Annotated in this window: 13 protein-coding genes and 3 pseudogenes; all 16 read right to left on the reverse strand. The window is 47.1% G+C overall.

The annotated features are described in order from the left end of the window. Positions 1 to 49 precede the first annotated feature (49 nt). The 16 genes and pseudogenes from GC178_00345 to GC178_00420 all read right to left on the reverse strand — a co-directional run bounded on the left by GC178_00345 (position 50) and on the right by GC178_00420 (position 22,466). The gene (locus GC178_00345) at positions 50 to 1,003 is read right to left on the reverse strand and encodes a hypothetical protein (GenBank protein ID MBI1286009.1); all 954 of its coding nucleotides are present in this window, start codon (positions 1,001 to 1,003) and stop codon (positions 50 to 52) included. Positions 1,004 to 1,218: 215 nt separating this feature from the next. Then, on the reverse strand, positions 1,219 to 1,314 hold the full coding sequence (locus GC178_00350) for a hypothetical protein (protein ID MBI1286010.1): 96 nt from the start codon (positions 1,312 to 1,314) through the stop codon (positions 1,219 to 1,221). 390 nt (positions 1,315 to 1,704) lie between these two features. Then, positions 1,705 to 2,382 carry an outer membrane beta-barrel protein gene (locus tag GC178_00355; protein MBI1286011.1) on the reverse strand — a complete coding sequence of 226 codons (678 nt, stop codon included), beginning with the start codon at positions 2,380 to 2,382 and terminating at the stop codon, positions 1,705 to 1,707. Positions 2,383 to 2,909: 527 nt separating this feature from the next. After that, a pseudogene (locus tag GC178_00360) lies at positions 2,910 to 4,036 on the reverse strand (IS3 family transposase). A gap of 230 nt (positions 4,037 to 4,266) precedes the next feature. Continuing rightward, a complete protein-coding gene (locus GC178_00365; GenBank protein ID MBI1286012.1) occupies positions 4,267 to 6,192 on the reverse strand; it encodes a hypothetical protein in 1,926 nt (641 codons plus the stop codon). A 41-nt stretch (positions 6,193 to 6,233) separates the two neighbouring features. Then, positions 6,234 to 8,075 (reverse strand): hypothetical protein, encoded by a 1,842-nt coding sequence (locus GC178_00370; GenBank protein ID MBI1286013.1) that lies wholly within the window; start codon positions 8,073 to 8,075, stop codon positions 6,234 to 6,236. A 41-nt stretch (positions 8,076 to 8,116) separates the two neighbouring features. Further along, complete coding sequence (locus tag GC178_00375) at positions 8,117 to 9,520, reverse strand: hypothetical protein (protein ID MBI1286014.1); 1,404 nt, start codon at positions 9,518 to 9,520, stop codon at positions 8,117 to 8,119. 79 nt (positions 9,521 to 9,599) lie between these two features. Next, the gene (locus tag GC178_00380) at positions 9,600 to 10,682 is read right to left on the reverse strand and encodes a hypothetical protein (protein MBI1286015.1); all 1,083 of its coding nucleotides are present in this window, start codon (positions 10,680 to 10,682) and stop codon (positions 9,600 to 9,602) included. 402 nt (positions 10,683 to 11,084) lie between these two features. Further along, positions 11,085 to 11,213 (reverse strand): annotated as a pseudogene (locus tag GC178_00385) (OmpA family protein). Between the two features lie 1,280 nt (positions 11,214 to 12,493). Further along, positions 12,494 to 12,619 (reverse strand): annotated as a pseudogene (locus tag GC178_00390) (OmpA family protein). Positions 12,620 to 13,689: 1,070 nt separating this feature from the next. Next, positions 13,690 to 14,400, reverse strand: a complete 711-nt coding sequence (locus tag GC178_00395; GenBank protein MBI1286016.1) for a TIGR00730 family Rossman fold protein — start codon at positions 14,398 to 14,400, stop codon at positions 13,690 to 13,692. Between the two features lie 62 nt (positions 14,401 to 14,462). Next, complete coding sequence (uvrA, locus tag GC178_00400; protein MBI1286017.1) at positions 14,463 to 17,300, reverse strand: excinuclease ABC subunit UvrA; 2,838 nt, start codon at positions 17,298 to 17,300, stop codon at positions 14,463 to 14,465. 4 nt (positions 17,301 to 17,304) lie between these two features. Further along, entirely contained in the window at positions 17,305 to 18,333 is a 1,029-nt protein-coding gene (locus GC178_00405; protein MBI1286018.1) for a transglycosylase SLT domain-containing protein, read from the reverse strand. Then, complete coding sequence (locus tag GC178_00410) at positions 18,330 to 19,418, reverse strand: hypothetical protein (GenBank protein ID MBI1286019.1); 1,089 nt, start codon at positions 19,416 to 19,418, stop codon at positions 18,330 to 18,332. The genes GC178_00405 and GC178_00410 overlap by 4 nt, the downstream gene beginning before the upstream one ends. 33 nt (positions 19,419 to 19,451) lie before the next feature. Continuing rightward, positions 19,452 to 19,994 carry a dTDP-4-dehydrorhamnose 3,5-epimerase gene (rfbC, locus tag GC178_00415; GenBank protein ID MBI1286020.1) on the reverse strand — a complete coding sequence of 181 codons (543 nt, stop codon included), beginning with the start codon at positions 19,992 to 19,994 and terminating at the stop codon, positions 19,452 to 19,454. A 6-nt stretch (positions 19,995 to 20,000) separates the two neighbouring features. Continuing rightward, complete coding sequence (locus GC178_00420; protein MBI1286021.1) at positions 20,001 to 22,466, reverse strand: polysaccharide biosynthesis tyrosine autokinase; 2,466 nt, start codon at positions 22,464 to 22,466, stop codon at positions 20,001 to 20,003. Between the last annotated feature and the right edge of the window lies 1 nt (position 22,467).

Here is a 22,467-nt window from a genome sequence, read left to right on the forward strand (position 1 = left end):
GTTTCTGTGGCCAAAAAATGTCTGTTAAGTTGATAGATGAACGCTTGAATCAATTTACGGTATAGCGGACGATCACTTCATTGTCCAGTATCACGTTCGTGGACCAGATGAACTCCGCGTCATTTGCGTTGTCGTCAAACACATCTTCGAAGTTGGTGTAGGCAGGCTTGTTGTCCACCCCGATCTCATTATTGGTGTAGGTGGTGGCGGAAGGCCAACTCGAATCATCAAAGCTTTCGCTGCTCCAATTGGATGGCTTGGCCCAATGCAAACCGTAATAGCTGCTTCCGTCATTCGAATTGTCGGTATTGCAATTGGAGGTATATCGCGTGGTACCGCTTTCGGTGGGGCAGGTCAGGTCTTTGATTGGCGCGGAATAGAAGGTCTGGGCCTTCCATTCATTTCCGGTAGTGGCCACAATGGTGCCGTTCGCATCCTTGAACACAGCCACCATGCCGCCATCGCCCGGATGGTATTCCGAACCTTGGTTGTTCTCGCAGCCAATGCCCAGATGTTCTTCCCAGTCCACGAGCAACATGGCAATGGTGTATGGCGCGCTCACTCGGAACTTGACGATATGGGAATTGAACTCCGTGAACGGGATGGCGTCCTTCCCAATGGGAGTTCCGTTCACGTAGAGTTCAAAATAGTTATCGGCAAAGATGTAGCCGGTGATCACCTCGCCACCGGCATCCACCTCAATGATATTGTTGTTGTCAAATGCACTCAAAGCCGCACTGGCCGAAGAATATTGAGTTCCGTAGGGATTGTAAAGGTCTGGTGCGAAAGGAAACGAATTGTCGGAATAGTTCACCTCCGCAGGCACCGTCCAACTGGTGTTGTCGGATGCTGTGACGGTGCCCAATGCCGCAACCCGAGACCCGGTAGGATAGAGGTTGGTGGTGGTCGTACTGGCCATGCCTTGCGTTACCGAGGCCGTTCCTGTATAGTCGCTGGTATCTGTGGTATCGTCTTTCTTGCAGGAGGTTACGGCAATAGCGATTCCTAATAGCGCTGCAATGATTTGTGTGCTTGTTCTCATATCAGTAAAGTTCTTTAAGTAGGTTCACTCAAAGGAAGGTGGAATTTCCCACCCGCGCTTTACGGAATTCCGAGTAGGTGGTGTAATATTCCTGTATTGATTGTGGTCGAAGTAGTCTTATTTGCTTTCCACACGGGTACGAGCATCACCACGGGCAGCCTTCTACGCTTGTGGTTTTATCCTTGCCTATTCTCATGCTCGATCATCCTTCGTTGTGGGTAGTTGGTACTTCCTGTGTAGAAAGAACCATCTGCACATTCAAGTATGTACATCCAACCGTGCATGGAAGCGATATAGGGAACTAAACTACCACTGACTCAGGTCGGTGGGTTTGGGAATCTGTCGTCAAATGGCGACTTGACAATCCGATGCAATAATAAGATGAAACACTTTTATCAAGCACAGATTGAAAATCCATCGACAGAATAATCAATCTAAAGACTTCGCCTAAAGGCGAGGGATTTTCTCCCATTCCCCGCATGAGACATTAAATAGTCAGGAATATTTGGAAGAGCTCATCCTGTAGGCTTAGGCTCCGTGTTCGCTGATTTCTATGACACGATCAAATTATCCTGATACGGTTTTTGATTTTTTATCACACCAAAAGCCCCAATGGGGCTGATGATGCAATGATCGGACTGGCGGTTTACGTCAATCCTTCATTAACCTTCTTTACTTAATCTGAATGCATAGCCCAACGAGAGTTGCATTGAGCGGTTCGACTGCTTCTTGTAGCCATCCGGCTCGGTCTTGTATCGGTTCATGTCCGATAGTCCGAAGCCGTAACGGGCATCGAGAATGAGCATGCTTCTGCCAAAGGCATACTGCATACCAACGCCCCCGTCAAGGCCAAAGTCGATGCGGTTCTGTCGGTAGCCATCGTCCGAAATGTCATTATCGAATTTGATGCTTTCGTTGGATTCCGTTCCAAGCGTGCTGCTTTTGGTCTTTCCGCCTATCCAATAGCCCGCATAGGGACCAAGCACCACAAAACCCTTGAATTTCTCTCCTCCGAACTGAGCCTTTGCAAGGATCGGTACCTCCAGGTAGTTGGCCGCCACCTGCGTGTAATCGCTGGTGTTCTTAGAAACCGTTTTTCCACCTTTTCGGATGAAATCCACTTCGGGCTGCAACGAGAACGTTCGATTGAACCCGATGTTGACCAATGCCCCGAAGCCATAGCCGAAGGCCATCTTCTTGTCTGTACCTGTGGCGGCCTTTCCTGAAAATGAGTTGAGGGTGGCTCCACCTTTTACGCCTACGTACAGCTGTGCCATACTTGTGCTTGCAGTTGCCCCGACCATTGCCAGTGACAATACTGCGACTTTCCATTTTTTCATTGTCTTTCGTTTTAGTTATTAATCGGCCAGTCCGCTGACCATTGATTCACTAATTGACCCCACAAAGGTTGGGGGCACGAAAAAATCAGATGTTGATGTGGGTCAAAATGAAAAGCGTATGGTTTTGATCTTAACGCGCGAAACTTCACCGTGATGATTTTATTGTGCAGCCTTCGAATAAATTCTCAGTACATCAGCGATCAGAATTCAATGCAAGGGTTTATGGGAACTGAACAGCATGACATCAAATTTACCAATGCATACTTGGATGCGCTAAATAGAAAAGTGAAAACATAGTTGGAAAGCAGGAAGCACCTCCAAGATTTTGCAGGCCATCATCTTATTGATGCTATTGTCAACGAGGGTTCTTGGACTGGACGTATTCAATAATTATTGAATTGCCCACGATAATTGGGTGAATATTCGTGTAAATGGTTGCGCCAGTACGGTAGGAGTTGGCTTCTGTACTTGCAGCAAAAAGTGGACAGTAGGATAGGTTAGGCAGCATTTTTTCTGGTTTGTAACAATTATGAGTATTGCAATGGAGTCATGTAATTCAAAGTCGAATGCCTTCTACTGGTGTTATACCAGATCTCGATGTATTGGAAGATAGCCATTTCAGCTTCTTTCCTTGAGTTGAACTTCTGACGGTCGGTACATTCTGATTTCAAGGTCTTGAAGAAGCTCTCTGCCACGGCATTGTCCCAGCAGTTGCCTTTTCTGTTCATGCTCTGTTTCATTTTTGGATATGCTGCGAGCAGTTCATTGAATTCCTTGCAGGCGTACTGCACGCCTCTGTCTGAGTGGAATATCAGCTCGTTGGCGAGCGGTCTTTTGTTTACCGCCATCTTCAATGCTGCCGCACTGGTGTCCTTTGCCTTCATGGTACTGCTCAGTACACAGCCGATGACCAGGCGGTCGGCAAGGTCGATGATGGTGGTCAGGTACGACCAGCCCTGTGCTGTTCTCACGTAAGTGATGTCCGACACCCACTCCTAACGCTATCTGTAGTGAAGTTGCCCTCCAGCAGGTTGGGTGCGATATGGAATCCGTGACCGCTGTCGGTTGTGCAGACCCTGTACCTTTTGCCGATGCAACTAAGGATGCCCGCGGCCTTCATCAGCCGTGCCACACGGGGTCTGGACACGCTGATGCCCTGTGTGTTGAGTTCTGCCATAGGTCTTTCCGCTGCGTTCATGTATGCTGCGGATCCTACATGTAAGTTCCCTGTTCTGCAACGATCTGTGGCAGGGTTCACCGTTCAACCATCCATAGAAACCACTTCTGCTCACCTTCAGCACTTTCGACATCTTCCCGATGGGGAATCTGTTCATGTTGTCCTTCATGAATTGGAATATCTGCCATCGTTCTTGGAGAAGATGCCTACCGCCTTTTTTAAGATGTCGCGTTCCATGCGAACATCGGCCAGCTCTCTGCGAAGCCTTTCAAGTTCACTTTCCTCCTCGGTCATCTTCTTTCTGCCATTGCCCGGAAAACTGCCGCCCTCCAAGGTGGCGAACTCGCTGCGCCAGCGGTAGAGCGTCTCTGCACGTATGTTCAACTCATCTGCAAGTTGCTTGATGTTCTCCCGTTGGTAACTGAGTTCAACAGCATGAAGCTTGAACTCCCTGTCAAATTTTCTTCTTGTCGTCATCTATGTAAAGTTGTGAAATCTCACAGCCTATGACCTAACTCACTGTCCGGTCAAATGTAGCAGGTCCAAGGCTTTGATGCTCGGAAGAAGTCCCTCTCCATACGAAAGAACCCGATAACGCCACCACCGACACCACCCCCAACGGAGCCATAGGTAGGGGAGAAGGTCAGGTTCAAGGAAAAAGAAAAAGGGGCTTTAAGCCCCTTTTCTCCATTTCAAACAGATGGTTTTTATTTGTTCTTTTCGCCTTGCATCTCAGCCTCTTTCTGCTGGGCATCTTCAATACTGATGTTCTCATTATTGAACTTGGCGGTGATCTCGGAGTTCTTAACCCCAAGCCCAGACACCTCTCTTTGAAGGGCTTGGGCTTCAGCATACGTATCAAACGAACCGATGGTGTAGATCTTCAGACCACCTTCTGTTGTTTTCATCTCAACGCCATATTGGGCAATGAGTTTGGAAAGTTTGTCCAACTCAATTCGCAGACGGTACTCGCGAAGCTCAACGCCATACTGCAGCACATCTTTGTTCTCAATGTCCAATGAGGCTGTAGGCTGATTCTGCTGTTTTTTTACAATATCGAATCCGACAACGCCAAGGTCAACACCAACATCAGGAATCGCACCCTCGTTTACACCGAATGCTTCGTCAATCCCGCTTTCAATAAGCTCGTTCTGCTTCTGTTCGGCCGCTTCAAAGTTGTCGAAATCGCCAAGGGTGAACACAGAGATGGAATCGTTCACCTTATGCTCCACCAGTCCTTCCATCTTGGCCAAACGCATTTTTATTTGCGTTGGAATGTCGTAATTGGTGTAGGTACCTACGTGAACCGTGTATTTCGGGTCAATTGTTTTCTGAGAAAACAACCATTTCTCATCCACATTCTTCCTTAAGAGGGAAGCAGTATCAGAACCATAGTTCTTGTAAATATCCTGGTAACTGATGGCCACACCGTTCTCATCCACAATTCTTCCCGGAGTGGTTTTCAGTTCCTTGTCTCGATAGTCTGGAATACCGTCTCCGTCCTCATCGGCAGGACAACCATGCTCGTCAACCACCAGCCCTTTAGGGGTTCCTTCGCAACGGTCGTTAAGGTCGGTCACGCCATCACCATCGCTGTCCTCATCTACCAAAGAAGCAATGTCTCCGTACTCATCACCTACCACATCGATCTTAGGAGCTTTCTTCTTAAAAGGATCGAAGCGGTAAATGACCGACATGGAAGTGTAAAGGAACCCATCGTTAGAGAAGAATCCTTTGTTTCCGCCCACTACATTATCGATCTTATCGGTTGTGGTGAAGTAGTAGAAGGCGCCCAATCGCACAGCGAACTTGCGCGTGGCGTTGAAGTCAAATCCTGCTCCAACAGGAATGGTAACGGCCGTTATCGGATATTGCGATTGACGGGTCTCATAATCATAATCGCGCTGAAGTACGCGCACATCATCCGTGGCAGGGCTGCTTTGGCTTACATTGCGGATGAGGTTATCATCCCAGTAGTAATACACGTTTCCGTTCGCATCCTGAAGGTCTGAATAAACATTGTAATCAGAATAGCTTACACCTACAGATACAAAGGGCGTGATACCGGTCGGGTCAAGGATCACATTCTTGAAGTTGTAAACCAAGTTGGCACCAACGGTGAACACTTTCGCATCAAAGTTCAGCGGAGTGGCGTGCAATTTCACGTTCTGGTTCCATGTCATTCGCGCCAGCATGGCGTTGATGTTCACCTCCAGATAGTTCGTCACGTTGGCTCCTATACCAAAGTTGTAACCAGGGTGGCTACCAATGCGGTGAACGGTTGTACCAGGCTTATCGCGGATGTCACCGAAGTAGTTCATAAGGCCTATTCCGCCATGCACATTGGCCATAAAGCGGTAAGGAGGCTTTGGCTTTTTCACCTTGCTTTTGGACTCGATCTTCGTTTCCTGTTTCTCCTCTTTCTTGGGTTGGTCTGCTACAGGCTTTGCCGCATCCTTGGGCTTTTCCTTCTTGGCTTTCTCTTTTGTTTCCTTTTCCTTGGTTGCCGTTTTTTCTTTGGCGGCCTTCTCCTTTTTTGGTTTTTCCTTGGTGGCAGGTGCCGTAGAGTTGTCCTGGGCAAAAACAGAAAAGGACAGTACACTTATCAGTACAAACAGTAAAGTGCGCTTCATAGTTTTCGGGTTTGGTGGGTGCAAAGGTAACATCCTAATGGTTATTCTTCGAAGAAGAGATCGATGAGTTCGTAGATCTGCTCTTCTGTGTAGGGAGACTTGCCTTGTTTGAACTGGGCGATCATGCGGTTCACCTCATCTGCGGTCAGTTTTCCGTCACCGTTATAGTCCGCAGCCTTGAATTTATTCACGAGGTAACGCTCGGTATCGGTCAGCCCATCGCTCTTATAGTTCTTCAAGATGTTGAGGGCACCATCAATATACACGGCCATGGTACCGCCAAAGTTGATGGCGCGTGCATCTTCCATGTATTCATGGTAAAAATCGATAAGGTTATAGAGCTGAGATACGCTTAATGGAGAAGTGCCTTCAAGCACCTCTTCTACCACACGCATCACCTCCTCGGCCGTTATAAGACCATCTGCATTATAATCGGCATCCGAAAATTCGGGAGGAATGGTCGTATTCAGGCTTTCCTCTTTGGTAATGACCAACGGCTGCGTAGGCGCGATCACTTTCTGCTCAACCATCTCCTTGTAAATGCGGTCAACGCTGGAGTAGACATCTTCAACCGAACCTGCCTGCTCAGGTCCCTGACTGAAAATATCTTTGCTGATCTCATCAAACAGTTTGTCAAATTCACCTTCGCTTTCCACCTCATTCTGTATGTCAAGCATCATGATGGCAAGCTTTGTCGAGTCCTCAGCCGTTAGCGCAGCTTTTTTGGCAAGGATGCCGCTCGGATAAATCTGGTGCATACGTGCGCGTTCCGTTGCCACAGAATCCGCATAGGCCTCCAGCATCATCTCATCCGTAAGCGAAACACCTTTGGTGTTTACAATATTTCCCTGTGGCGTGTTCTCCTCCTCATCACGGTAATCGGCAATAACATCCACATCCGAGTCAAGCGGACAGCCGAATTCATCCACCTTCACACCTTCGGGAGTTTGGGCGCATTGGTCATCAAAGTCGTTCACGCCATCACCGTCCGAGTCATCCAACATCATGGCATAGAAGTCAACTTCCTCATAGTACTTGTCCTTGGCACTCTTCGTGTAATCGCGTTTTACACCAAAACTGTAGCTGACAGATAGCGAGGAGAAAAGGAACATGTCCTTTTGTGAGTTACCGTGGCGAACGCCCTCACCTTTGCTGGAAATATCATCGATCTGATCGGAGAACGTATAGTAGAAGCTCGTGCTGAGTTTGGCACTCATCCGTCTGCCCATTTTAAAGTCGAGGCCAGCCGTAACGGGTAGCGAAAGCGTGAACTGCGGATAACGTCCCAACCCGTCCTGATTCGCTTTGCGCAGGTCGGTTTCGTAGGTGTAATCACGTTCCAAAGGCACGGCCTGTTCGCTGTTCGGGTCGCTTTGCGCCATGCTCATAATGGAGCCATCATCCCAATAATAGTAGCGATTGCCCTTGGCATCAAAAAGATCCGATTTACTGTCGAAGTTTACGAATGAGACACCGAAACCGATGAACGGCTGCACAATTCCAGGCTTCTTATATAAATGATTGAAGTTGTAACTGACACCGACCGTACCAATGAACATTTCCGATTTGAAGTTCAGGTTGCGCGAGGTGCCGCGCTCATTGATGGTAATGTTGCCGTAAATGGCCGAAAGGTCAATGTCGAAATACCGTGAAAGATTGGCGCTTCCCAAAACCTGTACTCCGTACGAACTGGTAAGAACGCTCTGGATATGGTTGTCTCTTACATCACCCAAGTAGGTGAAAACCCCAGCTCCGATTCCGATACGGGGTGCAAGCAATGCATCGCGGCCACGATTGTCAAGATAATAGCGGTCGTTGCTTTGTGCAACGCAGCCTAACGCAGAGAAGGTTACCAAGATGAAAACCCGTAAAGCTTTGGTCATGGATTGGCGCTGGTACGAACTGAGCTAAAAGTAACCAAAGATCATTCTTGGTCAAAATAATAGTCAATGAGGTTCTGAATGTCCTCAACACTCCGCTCTCCTTCTCCTTCAAACAACAGGTCGATGAAGTAAAGCACCTCATCTGGCGATATGAGTCCGCTTCCATCCCTGTCAGCCCAATGGAACGTGGAGGTTTCCTTTGGTTGCGCGCCACTCAGGTCGATGGAGGAGAGGTCAACATGTGCCTTTTCCTGAGAAGCATCGTTCGCGTTAGCTGCTTCAACGGGAATTTCTTCTGCAATTGGAGGCTCGGCAGATTCTGCCCCAGGTTCTGTAGCAATAGGCTGACTTTCAGTCTTTATTGTTGATGATGGGTCGCCTTCTGATGGAACATCCGTTTGCGCACTTTCCATCGATGCATTCTTCGCGGTTTCGCCAGTGGCATTCGCATCAGACACGTTGGAGGAAGAGGAAGGTTCGTTCTCTTTTTGCTTCGGACCGCTCACATCCGAAGTATTCTCCGCCAACGGTTCCTTCGTCTCTTTTTTCTTTTTGTCCTTCGATTCGGAAGCCAACACCGCCTTCGGAACCTTTTTCGGTTTCACCGTAGGTCGCACATTCCCTAAGAAAAACGAAAGCCCGATGGAACCGTAAAGATGATTGTCATTGCCTTTGGAACCCTTTCTGTCACCGATGCCTGCTGTAGAAACGTTGTCAAGCATGTCCGAGAAATTCATGCAATAGGAGAAGGCTGCGTTCAACCCCACGTTCTTCGAAACCTGAAATCGGACCCCTGCATTAAAAGGCATTGTAAAAGCGAGTTGTGGGTATTTTCCCAAACCATCAAGGTTTGCATCGCGTAGATCGGTCTCGTAAACGAAGTCACGTTCCAAACGGGTTGCTTCAGATGGGGCGATGGTGCCTTCAACTTCCGCGTTTATCGTTCCATCAGACCAGTACTGATAAGCAACGCCATGGGCATCTTTCAGGTCGCCCTTTGAACGGAAGGAAACCATGCCTACACCGAAGCCGACATAAGGTCTGATGAGCTGGCGTCCGCCTGCATCTGGTTTTAATAAAGGGTAGAAATTGTATTCGAACGAAAGCCGTTGGCTGAACAGGGAGGTTCGGAAGTTCAGGTTCGTCTGGTTCACCATCTGTTCCCCATAGACAGAACCGGTGTAAAGATCCAACGAGACGTTCAGGAACTTGAACACGCGTTGCGTAACGGTAAGCTGATATCCGAACTGCATGAAAGGGGAGGGACCAGGCTTCGACAGCGTTACATCCGACATCATGTGGTTGATGCCGAAGTTCAGGCTCACGGTTGGAAGAGGTACAAGTCGGTTGTCTTTCGGTAATAGCGTGTCCGAGCTGTTCTGAGCCTGAAGGTTAAAGGTCATCAGACCGCATAGAAACACAACTGCTATTGATCTAAACCTCATGCTTCAGTTCAGCAGGTTGAATATAAAAAATAACCCGAGCGCAAACCCGGGTTATCTGTTTCATCAACATGGGCAGCAATTACTGTCCGGCAATATCCAACGCTTCTTTCACGTGGATACGGGTTCCATCGTTGTAAGCAGTAACGAATGGGCCTTCAACACCGTTGTTGTCACGCAGTTCATTGCTGAATGTTTTGGCCGGACGGTAAGAACCGAACTCACCTACAACATATTTGAACAGACCTTCATGTTCTTCAATGACGATCGGCTCATTGATGCCATACTTGCTCTGGAAGAACGAGGGATCGACTTTGTTCGGTCCGGCAGCTACTTGAACTCGGAAAACAAGACCAGGCTTCGATGCCATCATGGCGTCATTGTAGTCAGGAGCTGCTTCCTTTACTGGAGCAGGCTCGGCAGCAGCGGCTTCAGCTTCTTTGGCGCGTTTGGCCTCATCTGCTTGGCGCTTTTCCTCTGCTTTTCTGGCTTTTTCAGCCTCATCGGCTTGACGCTTTTCTTCCGCTTTGCGTGCTTTCTCGGCCTCTGCCTCAGCAGCACTATTGTCAGCAACTTCCTCGGCCACTTCTTCAGCAACCTCCTCGGTGGTCTCAGCCACTTCGGTCACATCCGGCACAGCCTCAGCTTCTTGAGCGGCCTCTTCACGGGCGGCCTCCGCAGCTGCTTCTTTGGCTTGCTGATCTGCTAAGATCTGCTGCATGGCAGCATCTTGGGCTGCAGCAGCGTTATTTGCAGAGACCGTAATGATGTCCTTTGGAATGATGAACTTCTCAGTTTCATTGTCTTTGATGTAGGCAAACGTTCCGTCAATGATCTGATTGCCCGAAAGCGATGCGTCCACATTCACCTTGTAAGACAGTTTGAAATCACCGTTCGGGAGTGCCATCCACAGAAATTTCACTTTTTGATCTTTGAACGAGAATGTGGCATTGGCAGATTCTCCTTCTTCCGCAGTAAATCCGGGAGGAAGCTGTTGTTGCAACTTGGCAAAACCAGAGACGTCTCCTTTGGCCACGTCCAGTTCCATCGTAAAACTACCTCCTGGCGGAACGGTTGCAGGAAGCGTTGTGGAAACAGTAACCTGCGCCATCAGACTTCCGGAAAACATAACTGCCACAACTGCTGTCAATAGGGTTGATCTCATGATCATGCTGTTCGTTTTTAATCTATGTTAGGGTGACTAAGGTATTATTTTTTGCTATTGCTCGAAAAAGTAGTCTATCAGGTCGGCAATGTACTGGGCAGACACATCCAGATCTCCTTCAAAGAAACTATCGATCGCTTCGTAAACTTCTCCAACCGAAATATTACCGTCCTCGTTCGTATCGATAATTCCATAAGGAGTTTCAGCAACAAGTCTTGCTCTTCGCATCTCCACATCGGTTTTCGATTGGCCTTTACCGCCATAGATCTCTCTCATCTCTGGATAAACCTCGTAGATGATGCCACGGTCAAGAGCATTCGTGTCCGGTAGAACGATGAATTCAGGGTCGATGGTTACACCATTTTCATCCACAATTGCATCCGCAGATGTAGAAGATTCAGCATCTCGGTAGTCTGGAATGCCATCCCCGTCCGAATCCAACGGACATCCTGCTTCATCAACGGCTCCGGCACCTTCAGGCGTGTTCGGACAACGGTCCTTCAAGTTTGAAACACCATCTTTATCATCATCACCCTCCATACTTTCAAACTCCATGTCGTCATAAGGAGTTTTCTTGATCTTCTTCGGAGAGAAGAAATCGAAATGATAGGATATGGAGGAGAATAGGAACATGTCGTTTGCGGCATTTCCCTTGCGCGAACCGGTTCCGGCAGAAGAAACGTTGTCGATCAGATCGGTGAATGCGTAAGAGAACGTTGAAGACACTCGGATGGCAGAACGTGGCGAAACTCGGAAGTGAAATCCGAATGTCGCTGGGATTGTAACTGCAAACTGCTTGTAATTCCCAAGGCTATCCAGGTTTGCTTTTCGCAGATCCGTCTCATAAACATAGTCTGGCCTTAAAACCTGCGCATTGGGTTCGCTCGAACCGTCAGCAGGTTGAGGCAAACTTCTCACCGTACCGTCATTCCAGTAGTTGTAAGCAACTCCGTTACCGTCCTTCAGGTCTCCTTTTGTATTAAAATTGATGGCACCGACACCCACCGAGATGAACGGGTTCAAGAATCTTCCAGCACGCAGAATACCAGCGAAATTGTAGGTGGCCTTCAAGTTAAAATTAACGATGTCGGTAGCAAAATTCAGGTTGCGTTCTACAGAACCTTCACGTGCACTCATACGTCCGTAAGCAACATCAAATTCGAGCCCGAAGGAAGGACTGAAGTTTTTGAACACGCTTGCCTGAAAACCGTAGTTGTTGATCACAGGATTGATGCGGGAATTATTGTTCACTTCACCAAAATAGTTGAAGAACCCAGCACCGACACCGATAACGGGCTTGAAGATGGTATGCTCCATGTTCCACGCCTTTCTGTCAGCGCGAATGGCATCACGTTCTGCCTTGGCTTCTTCCTTGGAGGCTACCGAGGTTGAATCCTGTGCAGAACTTCCGAATACGATGAATACGGAAAGAAAAACGAATGCAAGAAGTTGCTTACACATGGTCCTTTCTATTGATCGAAGAAGAAGTCGATTAGGTCATGAAGCTTGGCAGCAGAGAAATCAAGTTCACCTTCAAAGAATGCATCAATGGCCCACGTGATCTCATCAGCAGAGATGAACCCGTCACCATTTCTGTCAACGACAGCGAAAGCACCCAGATCTTTTGTCCCTTCTTCTTCTTTTGGTTGCTCAAACGTGTAATAGTTGCCAACCTTTGGAAGATCGAGATTTGGATAAGCTTCGTAGATGATGTCGTGGGCAACCGCATTGGTATCAGGCAGCACAATGAAGTCAGGGTCAATGGTTACACCGTTTGCGTCAACCAAGGCCGAATCGGCAGAAGTTTCTGCATCGCGGTAATCTGGAACACCGTCATTGTCAGAATCAAGCGGGCAGCCTGAAGCGTCAACAGCAGCTCCGGCTGGCGTGTTGGAACAGAGGTCTTCGATGTTTCTCACACCATCACCATCATCATCCGCATTGTCCATTGAGAGGAAATCGAATGTATCCCATTGAGATGAATCTGGTTGTTGCTTTTTGGCACCGATGTGATACGCAAAACCAACAGATGTGTATAGAAAATGGTCGGTTTGCTTGCCGCTCTTGTATCCGTCCAAGTGGTCGCTTAACGTCCAATAGTAAGTAGCGCTGAAGTCAGCATGGAACATCCGCCCGAACTTGTATCGGAAACCGAGACCGAACGGGAATGCGACCGCACTTTTCTGAAGCTTGCTTCCATCGAACGATTGCTTCATCGTGGTCTCATACTTATGGTCAACTGTTAGCGCCTGCGCGTTTCCTTCCTGTCCTTGAACAAATGGCCGGTCCATAACTCTGCCACCTTGTGACCAATAATAATAGGTCTGGCCATTCGCATCTTTCAGGTCGGTCTTCTGCGTCATCTTGAAGATGTAACCAACGCCACCGAACAAATAGGGAGACCAACGGGAAGCGCGATTGATGATCAAGTTATTGTCCAAATAAACGTTCACTTTAAAGTCAACATTCATCAGCTCGGTCTGAACGTTTCTGTTTCCCAAGTTCATGTTGTCGGCAGTTGAAGCAATGGTGCTCCGCTCCGTCTCACCGACCCAACCATACAGAAAATTCAAGGCAAAACCGACCGCACTGAACGTTCGGTGCTCAACACCTGCGTTGAATCCCCATTTCCAGTTGGTGGTATTGTATAGGTTAATGCCGCTTGCAATATCATCTCCGAAGAGCGACATGTTACCTCCACCTACATAGATGTAAGGCAATTTGCTATCGTAAAAAGGAGGGCGTGGCTTCTTCTCCTTTTTTTCCTTTTCCTCTTTGGGTTCCTTTTCTTTCTTCTCTTTTTGAACCTTCTGATCTGCAGGTTCATCTTGGGCGTAAGTGCCGAACGAAATGGATAGAATAAGAAGTGAAAGTATAAGTTTAAGCTTCATCCAATTGGTTTTGCGCTTGTTGGGGCTGGTTAGCTGCGCGTAAAAATAGAATAATTCTACTAATTCACGATAGCGTAACATGCACTCGATCTGAACTTGAAAATGTTTGAAATGCCTCAGAAATTGGGCTTGATGCTGTACTTGCTGTAGAACTCCTTGATGGCGTTTGCGGCATCCTCCGCAGTTTCCACCAGTTTAACGAGGTCGAGGTCGTTTTCGCTGATGTTGCCAGCGCGATCTCGCATCACATTCTTTATCCAGTCGATCAATCCTCCCCAGAATTCGGAACCGACAAGCACGATGGGGAACTTGGCGACCTTGCCCGTTTGAATGAGCGTGAGTGCTTCAAAGAGCTCATCCATTGTTCCGAAACCACCAGGTAGCACAATAAAGCCCTGAGCGTACTTCGTGAACATCAGTTTGCGAACAAAGAAGTAATCGAAATTGATGAGTTTGTCCTGATCGATGTAAGGGTTGGAGTGTTGCTCGAAAGGGAGGTCGATGTTCAAACCAACAGAACGGCCATTGGCCAATCGCGCGCCTTTATTCGCAGCTTCCATGATGCCTGGGCCGCCACCCGTAATGATTCCGAATCCGTGCAGCGATAATTTGTAAGCGATGTCTTCGGCCAATTTGTAATTCGGGTCGTGCGGTTCTGTTCGTGCCGAACCGAATATGGAAACACATGGGCCGATGCGCGCCAGCGTTTCAAATCCTTCCACAAACTCGGCCATGATCTTGAAGATCTGCCAAGAATCCTTGCTCTTGATCTCCGTCCAGTCGAGTTGCTCCAGCGCACGTTCGATCCGTTTATCGTCCTCTGTCATCACATACAATTAACGGTTGCAATGTACGATAAGTGTGCAGCGAAGGTTCAAAGCGCGTTCACCTACATCGCCCCAAGGCTTTCCAGTTCTTTCCGAAGGAACTTGCCAGTAAAGGTCTTTTCAGATTTCGCCAGTTCGATCGGTGTTCCGGTTTCCATGATCAAACCACCACGTTTTCCGCCTTCCGGACCAAGGTCTATCAAGTGATCAGCACTACGAACGATGTCCAAATTGTGCTCGATCACCAGAACTGTATTGCCTTTATCAGCAAGATGATTCAATACTTCCAGCAGAATGCGGATGTCTTCGAAATGCAATCCTGTGGTCGGTTCATCAAGAATGTAGAACGTCTTTCCAGTATCTCGTTTGCTGAGTTCGGCTGCCAGTTTGATGCGCTGCGCCTCTCCACCAGAAAGCGTTGTGGAACTCTGGCCGAGTTTGATGTAACCCAAACCCACATCATGCAGCGTTTTTATCTTTTTAAGAATGGAAGGTATGTTTTCGAAGAACTGTACCGCCTCGTCAATGTTCATGTTGAGCACATCCGAAATGGATTTGCCTTTATAGCGTATCTCCAGCGTTTCGCGGTTGTAGCGGTTTCCGTTGCAGGTCGGGCATTGAATATGCACATCGGGCAAGAAGTTCATTTCGATGGTCTTCAATCCAGCACCTTGACATTCTTCGCAACGCCCACCTTTTACATTAAAGGAGAAGCGACCAGGTTTGTAGCCACGGATCTGCGCTTCAGGAACCATCGTGAACAGATTGCGAATATCTGAGAAAACGCCCGTGTAAGTCGCAGGATTGGAGCGCGGTGTGCGGCCGATCGGACTCTGATCGATGGCAATTACCTTATCGATGTGTTCAATTCCGCTCACCTTGTCGTAAGGCATTGGCACCTGTTGCGCGCGGAAGATCTCTCGGTTCAGAATAGGGTAGAGGGTCTCGTTGATCAGCGTGGATTTGCCACTTCCCGAAACTCCCGTTACGCAGATGAATTTGCCAAGCGGAAATTCCGCATTCACATTTTGAAGGTTGTTTCCACTCGCACCTTTTATCACCAACTTCTTTCCGTTTCCTTTTCGGAAAGTCTTTTTTATCGGGATGAGATGACCACCGTTCAAAAAGGAAGCCGTGAGCGAGTCTTTCGCAAGCAGTTCTTTGGCCGAACCCTGGGCCACAATTTCGCCACCATAAACTCCAGCCTTTGGCCCGATGTCTATCACTTGGTCGGCCGCTTCCATCATATCTTTATCGTGTTCCACCACGATCACTGAGTTGCCCGAATCGCGAAGCTTCTTCAATGAATCGATCAAACGCTGATTGTCACGTTGATGAAGTCCAATGCTCGGCTCGTCCAAAATGTACAGCACGCCAACAAGTTGCGAACCGATCTGTGTGGCAAGTCGAATCCGTTGCGCCTCACCACCTGAAAGAGAACGCGCAGGTCGGTCCAACGACAAATAGTCCAACCCGACATCCAACAGGAATTGAACACGGGTTTGAATTTCTTTGATGATCTCTGTGGCAATAAGCTCCTGTTTGTCATCAAACGTGGCAGGAAGTGCCTCAAACCAGTTCTGTAGTTCCTGAAGGTCCAAAGCAGAGATTTCAGCAATGTTCTTTCCGTTCAGTTTGAAGTGGAGCGCTTCTTTTTTCAGTCGAGCACCTTCGCAGGTTGGGCAGGTTTTCAAGTGTGTGAAACTCGAAGCCCATTTCTGTAAGGCTTTGCTATCGCCTTCCTCGCTTTGGCGGCTGATGAAATTGATGATGCCTTCGAAAGAAAGGGAATAACTGCTGCCGCTCGACCGTTCATCCTTCACTTTGAAAACTTCGCTGCTGCCATAAAGGATCACGTTCATCGCATCTTCCGAGATGTCAGCGATCGGGTCTTTCAACGTGAACTCGTATTTCTCACCGATTGCCTCCAGTTGGCGGAAGATCCAGTTGTTCTTGAATTCTCCGATAGGGGCAATGCCGCCCCTGGCAATGGAAAGTTTTGGGTTGGGAATGATCTTATCGGCTGAGATCTCGGCCACGGTTCCAAGTCCGTTACATTTCTTGCATGCGCCATAAGGCGAATTGAACGAGAAAAGGTTTGGGGCTGGTTCATCGTACGCGATTCCCGAAGTCGGGCACATCAACGAGCGACTGAAAAAGCGCACATTCTCAGAATCATGTTCCAAGGTCATCATGGAGCCTTTGCCGTGCTTCATGGCCATTTGCACCGAGTCGGAAAGTCGCTTGGTGCTTTTGGAATCGATCTGCATGCGGTCCACCACAATTTCAATATCGTGGACTTTATATCGGTCAAGTTTGATGTCCGAATCGAGGTCAAGAACTTCACCATCCACTCGCACCTTCTGAAACCCTTGCCGTTTTATCTGCACAAAAAGTTCGCGGTAATGGCCTTTTCTTCCTTTGATGACAGGCGCGAGCAATTGCACTTTCTTCCCATCAAGTTCGGTTTTGATGATGCGGATGATCTCCTCATCCGAATACTTCACCATCCGTTCGCCCGTATTGTAGCTATAGGCGATGCCAGCGCGTGCGAAAAGCAAACGCACCAGGTCATAGATCTCGGTTACCGTTCCCACGGTAGAGCGTGGACTTCGATTAGTGGATTTCTGTTCGATGGAGATGACAGGACTCAGCCCTGTGATATTGTCAACATCGGGTCTTTCCAGCGTACCGAGAAACTGACGTGCGTACGAAGCGAACGTTTCAATGTAGCGTCTCTGACCTTCTGCGTAGATCGTGTCAAACGCCAAGGATGATTTGCCACTGCCGCTCAGACCAGTGATCACCACGAGTCGGTCGCGCGGAATGCGCACGTCAATGTTCTTTAGGTTATGAACCCGTGCACCGTTTACTTCCAGAAAATTGTCTTGGGATTCCAAGTTCTCACTCATCGCCCTCAGATGATTGAAGCGTGTCTGTATCTGCTTGGATGCTATCGATGAAAGAATCAGGTTCCATCGAACTGATGTCATAGTAGCCTTCTTTCGGCAGCAGAATTTCATACCGCTTGCGCGATTTGTTGGTGAGATAACTTTGGCGCAGCCACGGGTTGAAGATCTTAAGGATCTTGTAATTGACCTTGTGCTTGGCGGCAAATTCGGTGAAGTCTTTTACGGCTGTATCTAAACTCACCGTGTATGTTTCCTGCGGTAGATACAGGTCTTTCAATCGATAGTGAAAGCCATATTTGGTCGGATGTTCGATAATTTCCTTTGCCGCAAGTATGCGGAACACGTATCTGCTGGTTTCATCATTCAGCAGCAGGTCATAATAGTTCTTGGCATTCTGTCGCTTCAACTGCTTCTCAACTCCGTTCATACCCATGTTGTAGCTGGCAGCGGCCAAGGTCCAACTTCCATATTTCTCATGTGCTTCTTTGAGGTACTTGCAAGCGGCTTCCGTTGATTTTCGAACATCATATCGTTCATCAACTTCCGAGTTCACTTCCAAGCCGTACTCCTGTCCTGTGTTTTTGAGCAATTGCCAATATCCTGCTGCTCCCGCAGGAGAGACCACGTTGGTCAATCCGCTTTCAACCAACGCCAAATATTTGAAATCTTCAGGAACTCCGTTCTCTTTCAAAATGGGTTCAATAACGGAAAACCACTTGCTTGCCCGCTTGTGGTACAGCATGCTGTTCGACTGCCAGTAAGTGTTCACCAAGAGTTCTCGGTCCAGACGTTCTCTTACATCTTGATCGAACACGGGAACTTTTTCTGCGCAAAAGGCAAGGTCTTCTGGAATGTTCAGGCTGTAGATGCGATAATCCTCATTGAACTTTTCCTGGAAGGTCTTGTCCTCGGTTTTCACATCATCACTTGAAAAAATGAACAATTGAGGGCCAAGAATCACCGCCAGCACCAAAGCAGCCGTTGTCAGAATACGCTGGGTTGTTTCTTTACTTGACTTCATTTCTCCTTGTGTTTATTCACACGGGTTATACCATAAAGGAACCCAAAAAGGATGAGAAAATATGCAAGGAACAGACCAAAATGCAAGTATTCCCAGTGTTTGATGACGCGGTCGATAATGACCAGAAAGATGACCGATAGGAAGGAAAGGCCGAAGAAGGTCAAAGCCACCTGACGGTCACTCAATCCCAAATAGGATAGGTGATGCGTGGTGTGATCTTTTCCACCCACAAATGGCGATTGTCCTTTCAAGAGTCTGTTGATCGTCACGGTTGTCGTATCGATTATCGGTACTATAAAAACCAATAACGCTACAATGAACTGTTTTGTTTGAATTCGAAAATCGGGCGCTGCGTGTCCGTTCCACAGATAAAGAATCCCGATGGCAGCAAGGAAAACTCCAAGGAACTGACTTCCCGTATCGCCCATGTACATTTTGGACGGGTTCCAGTTGTAGTACAGAAAGCCGAGAAGTCCTGCAAGAACACCCAATAGCGTTATAAAATAAATGCTCATCGCTTCTCCTTTGGAGACCAACATGTACAGCACGGCCAAGATCACGGAGATGGATACGGTGGTGGTAATTCCATCCATATTGTCAAGCATATTGATGGAATTCATCAGTCCCACAACCCAAAGAATGGTCAGAGAATAATCAATTGCAGTAATTCCCGAGATGTTGATGCTTGTGCCTGTGGCGATGAGAATAATGGCGCTACTGAACTGCGCGAAGAATTTGAGGAAGGGTTTGGTGTTGTAGGCGTCATCTGCCAACCCGACCACGAAGCCGAGCGAACAAGCGGCCATGATGCCCAAAAATCGAACAATATCGTTGATGTAGGTTACTGCTTCAAACAGAATGGAATAACAGGCAATGGAGAACAGAAATAGGATGTAAAACGAAATGCCACCGAATGCCGGCTTGGAGGTGGAACTCCAACGAACCATGGTCTCATCCTGATTTTTGACCCCGAGCGTTCGGGAGAATTTCAGAAAAAGCCCATTGATCAGGAATGAGAACAGAACAGCACAAACCGTGAACGCAGCATATACCACAATGATCTGCTGCTCATCCAACTTCAACATACTATCTGGCTGACTTTAGTTCGAAGATATGATTTAAAACTGACTGGTGAAATCCTTGAAGAGGGGGGCAGCTTCGTCCTTTTCCGACAGTATCGGGTCTTCAATACCCCAATCGATGTTCAGTTCAGGGTCATTCCAACGGATGCTTCCTTCCGAGTCCTTGTTGTAAACTTCCGTACAGTCGTAATAGAAAAGGGTTTCGTCTGCCAAGGTTTTGAATCCATGCGCAAAACCAGGAGGGACCCAAAGGGCTTTCGCGTTTTCTTCAGAAAGTTCGATGGAATAATGCTTCCCGTAGGTCTTTGAGTTCTTCCGAATGTCAACCACCACATCCAAAACAGCACCTTTAAGTACGCGTATCAACTTTCCTTGGGCAAATGGTGGGTTCTGAAAATGTAGCCCTCGAACAACCCCGGCCTGCGACTTGGATATATTGGTCTGAGCTATGTCAATTGTCAGTCCCAACGCTTCCAAGACGTTTCGGTTATATCCTTCATAAAAATATCCTCGGTGGTCACCGAAAACTTTTGATTCTATGACAAACAGATCTTCAAACGCAGTTTTGATCAGCTTCATTCTTTCTTAATCGTATTTTCCTTTGAAAAGGCGGCTTATAAGATTGCCTTTTCCTTCATTCTCATCCTCTTCGTAGTAGCCATAGCCATAGCCATAGCCATAGCCGTAACCGTATCCATAACCGTATCCGTAGCCATATCCATAACCGTAGCCATATCCATAACCGTAGCCCGACTTCTGAGTTTCCTGGCCATTGAGGATAATTGACAGATTACTGATCTTATTCTCTGATTTCAGCCGATAGATGTTGTCGATGAATGGTTTTTTCGAATAATTGGCCCGGGCGATGTATATCGGATAATCCGCCTTCTGCATATTCAGAATACCGTCCGTAACAATACCGCAAGGAGGGTTGTCGATGATGATGATATCATATGTTTTCTTCAACTCCGCGATCACCAGGTCCATCCTGTCATTGATGATCAACTCGGAAGGGTTTGGAGGAATAGGGCCTGCCGTGATGAAGTCGAGGTTCTCCAACGTGCTCGATTTGATGCAGTCCTTCACTTCATCCTGACCAATGAGAAGCGTACTCATGCCTTTGTCATTCTCCACATTGAAACCCAGATGGATCTTGGGTTTTCTCATGTCAAGGTCAAGAATCACCACCTTCTTTCCCGCATAGGCGATGATTCCGCCCAAATTGATGGCCACGAACGTCTTTCCTTCTCCAGAGATGGTTGACGTGATGGAGATGAGTTTGGATTGGTTGTCCTCGGATGAAATGTACTTAAGGTTTGTTCGAATGGCCCTGAATGCTTCTGAGATCATCGACTTCGGGTTTTTGTCGACCAAAAGCTGTGAGTTCGGAATATCTTTCTTGTATCTGGGAACTACACCGAGTACGGCAACATCAATATGTTTAAGTATATCCCGTACTGATGTTATCTGATTGAAGATGAGGTATTTGAATATTATGATACCGAGGCTTAGGAGCAAGGCTCCAACAAAACTCAGAGTAATGACCGACTTACGGTCTGGGAAAACTGGACTGGTTTCCATTTTTCCCTCCTCCAGAATTCTGTTTGTAGAAACATATCCAGCCTTCGCAATGGAATACTCAGCTTTTCTGTCAACCAACGTGTTGTAAAAACTCTCATTGACGCGGTAAATGCGCATCAGTCTTGAATATTCTATTTCATCATAGTCACTTTCCTTCTTTGAAATCTGTTTTCTGTAAATATCAATCTGATTGTTGATTTCGGAGATTTTATTGTCAATGCTCTGTCTGACAGAGCCAACGCTTTCAACAATCAGTTTTTTCTGAATATCAATCTGATAGTTGAGTGCTTTTACCTGATCGCTGGTCGGTTTGACCACATAAAGCATTTGTTCACGCTGCAATAGCAGCGACTGAAGATTCTTCAGTGAATTGGCAATAACACCTTCAAGTTCGGAACCGGCCAGAAGAGAGACCAACTTGTAAACATCAAGACCCTCATTATGAGACATTTCCGATTCGACTTCCTCTAGAATGGTTTGTTCGACCGACAGATCCACAAGTTCGTCTTCTAAACTCTCCATTCGATTCTGCGCATTTGGAAGCCCAATTGTTTCCGATTCTTTCTTGATACCTATATCATGTTCTTTTCGGAATCTCTGAATGCTATTTTCCGAATCATAAAGACGGTCGTATATCTTGGCAAGCTGTTCATCAATGAATTCCAATATTCCGTCTGCAGATTTTTGCTTGTTCTTTTTGTCGTTGTCGATGAAATCGTTAGCAATTTGATTGACTATATCCTTGGCCTTGATGTTATTGTGATCCTTGATTTTGATATTGATTGTTTTGGCAGCTTCATTGAGGATTTCAACCTCCAGTTTTGCTAAATAGCGGTTAAGGTTGTTTTCTTCGTTATTTATAATGAAATAAAAGAGGTTCTTATCCTCATTCTGATTTTGTAGAATCCGTTCGTAATTATTGATTTCAATTTTGATCGCAATATCTTCCGTCTTCAGAGTGTCAAGCAAAGAACCTTCGAAGGCTACCAGCTCATCTCCCACGTTATATTCCAGATACACGCGAAAATTGTCAGTAAAACTCAGATTAATGGGTTGATTGTAAATACCGGGATCCTTTACCTGATACCAGATCGAATAGGGAGAGGTCTTATAGAGTTCAGAACTAAGCACTTCCCCTTTGATCATGTAACTTACATCCAGCGGTAATTTAGAAAGGGATTCTTTAATAGAAATAGGAGAGCGGAGAAATTCAATTTCCTGATGAATCGTTTGACTGTATATATTGGTTGTTTGGAGTAATGCATTGGTTCGCGTGTCATAGCCGAGCTGGACCGTTGCAATTGATTGATAAACTGGGGGGGTGAACCGCAGGTAGAGAAATGCTACGAAAGCAGAAAATGTGAAGAGTATTATAATGGTCAGCACATTTTGACGAGTGATTCCAAGCAACAGACCAATGTCTATTTCGTCATTAATAAAGCTGATATTTTTCTGCAATGGTTTCTCCATT

The organism is Flavobacteriales bacterium (genome assembly GCA_016124845.1).
Taxonomy (GTDB): domain Bacteria; phylum Bacteroidota; class Bacteroidia; order UBA10329; family UBA10329; genus UBA10329.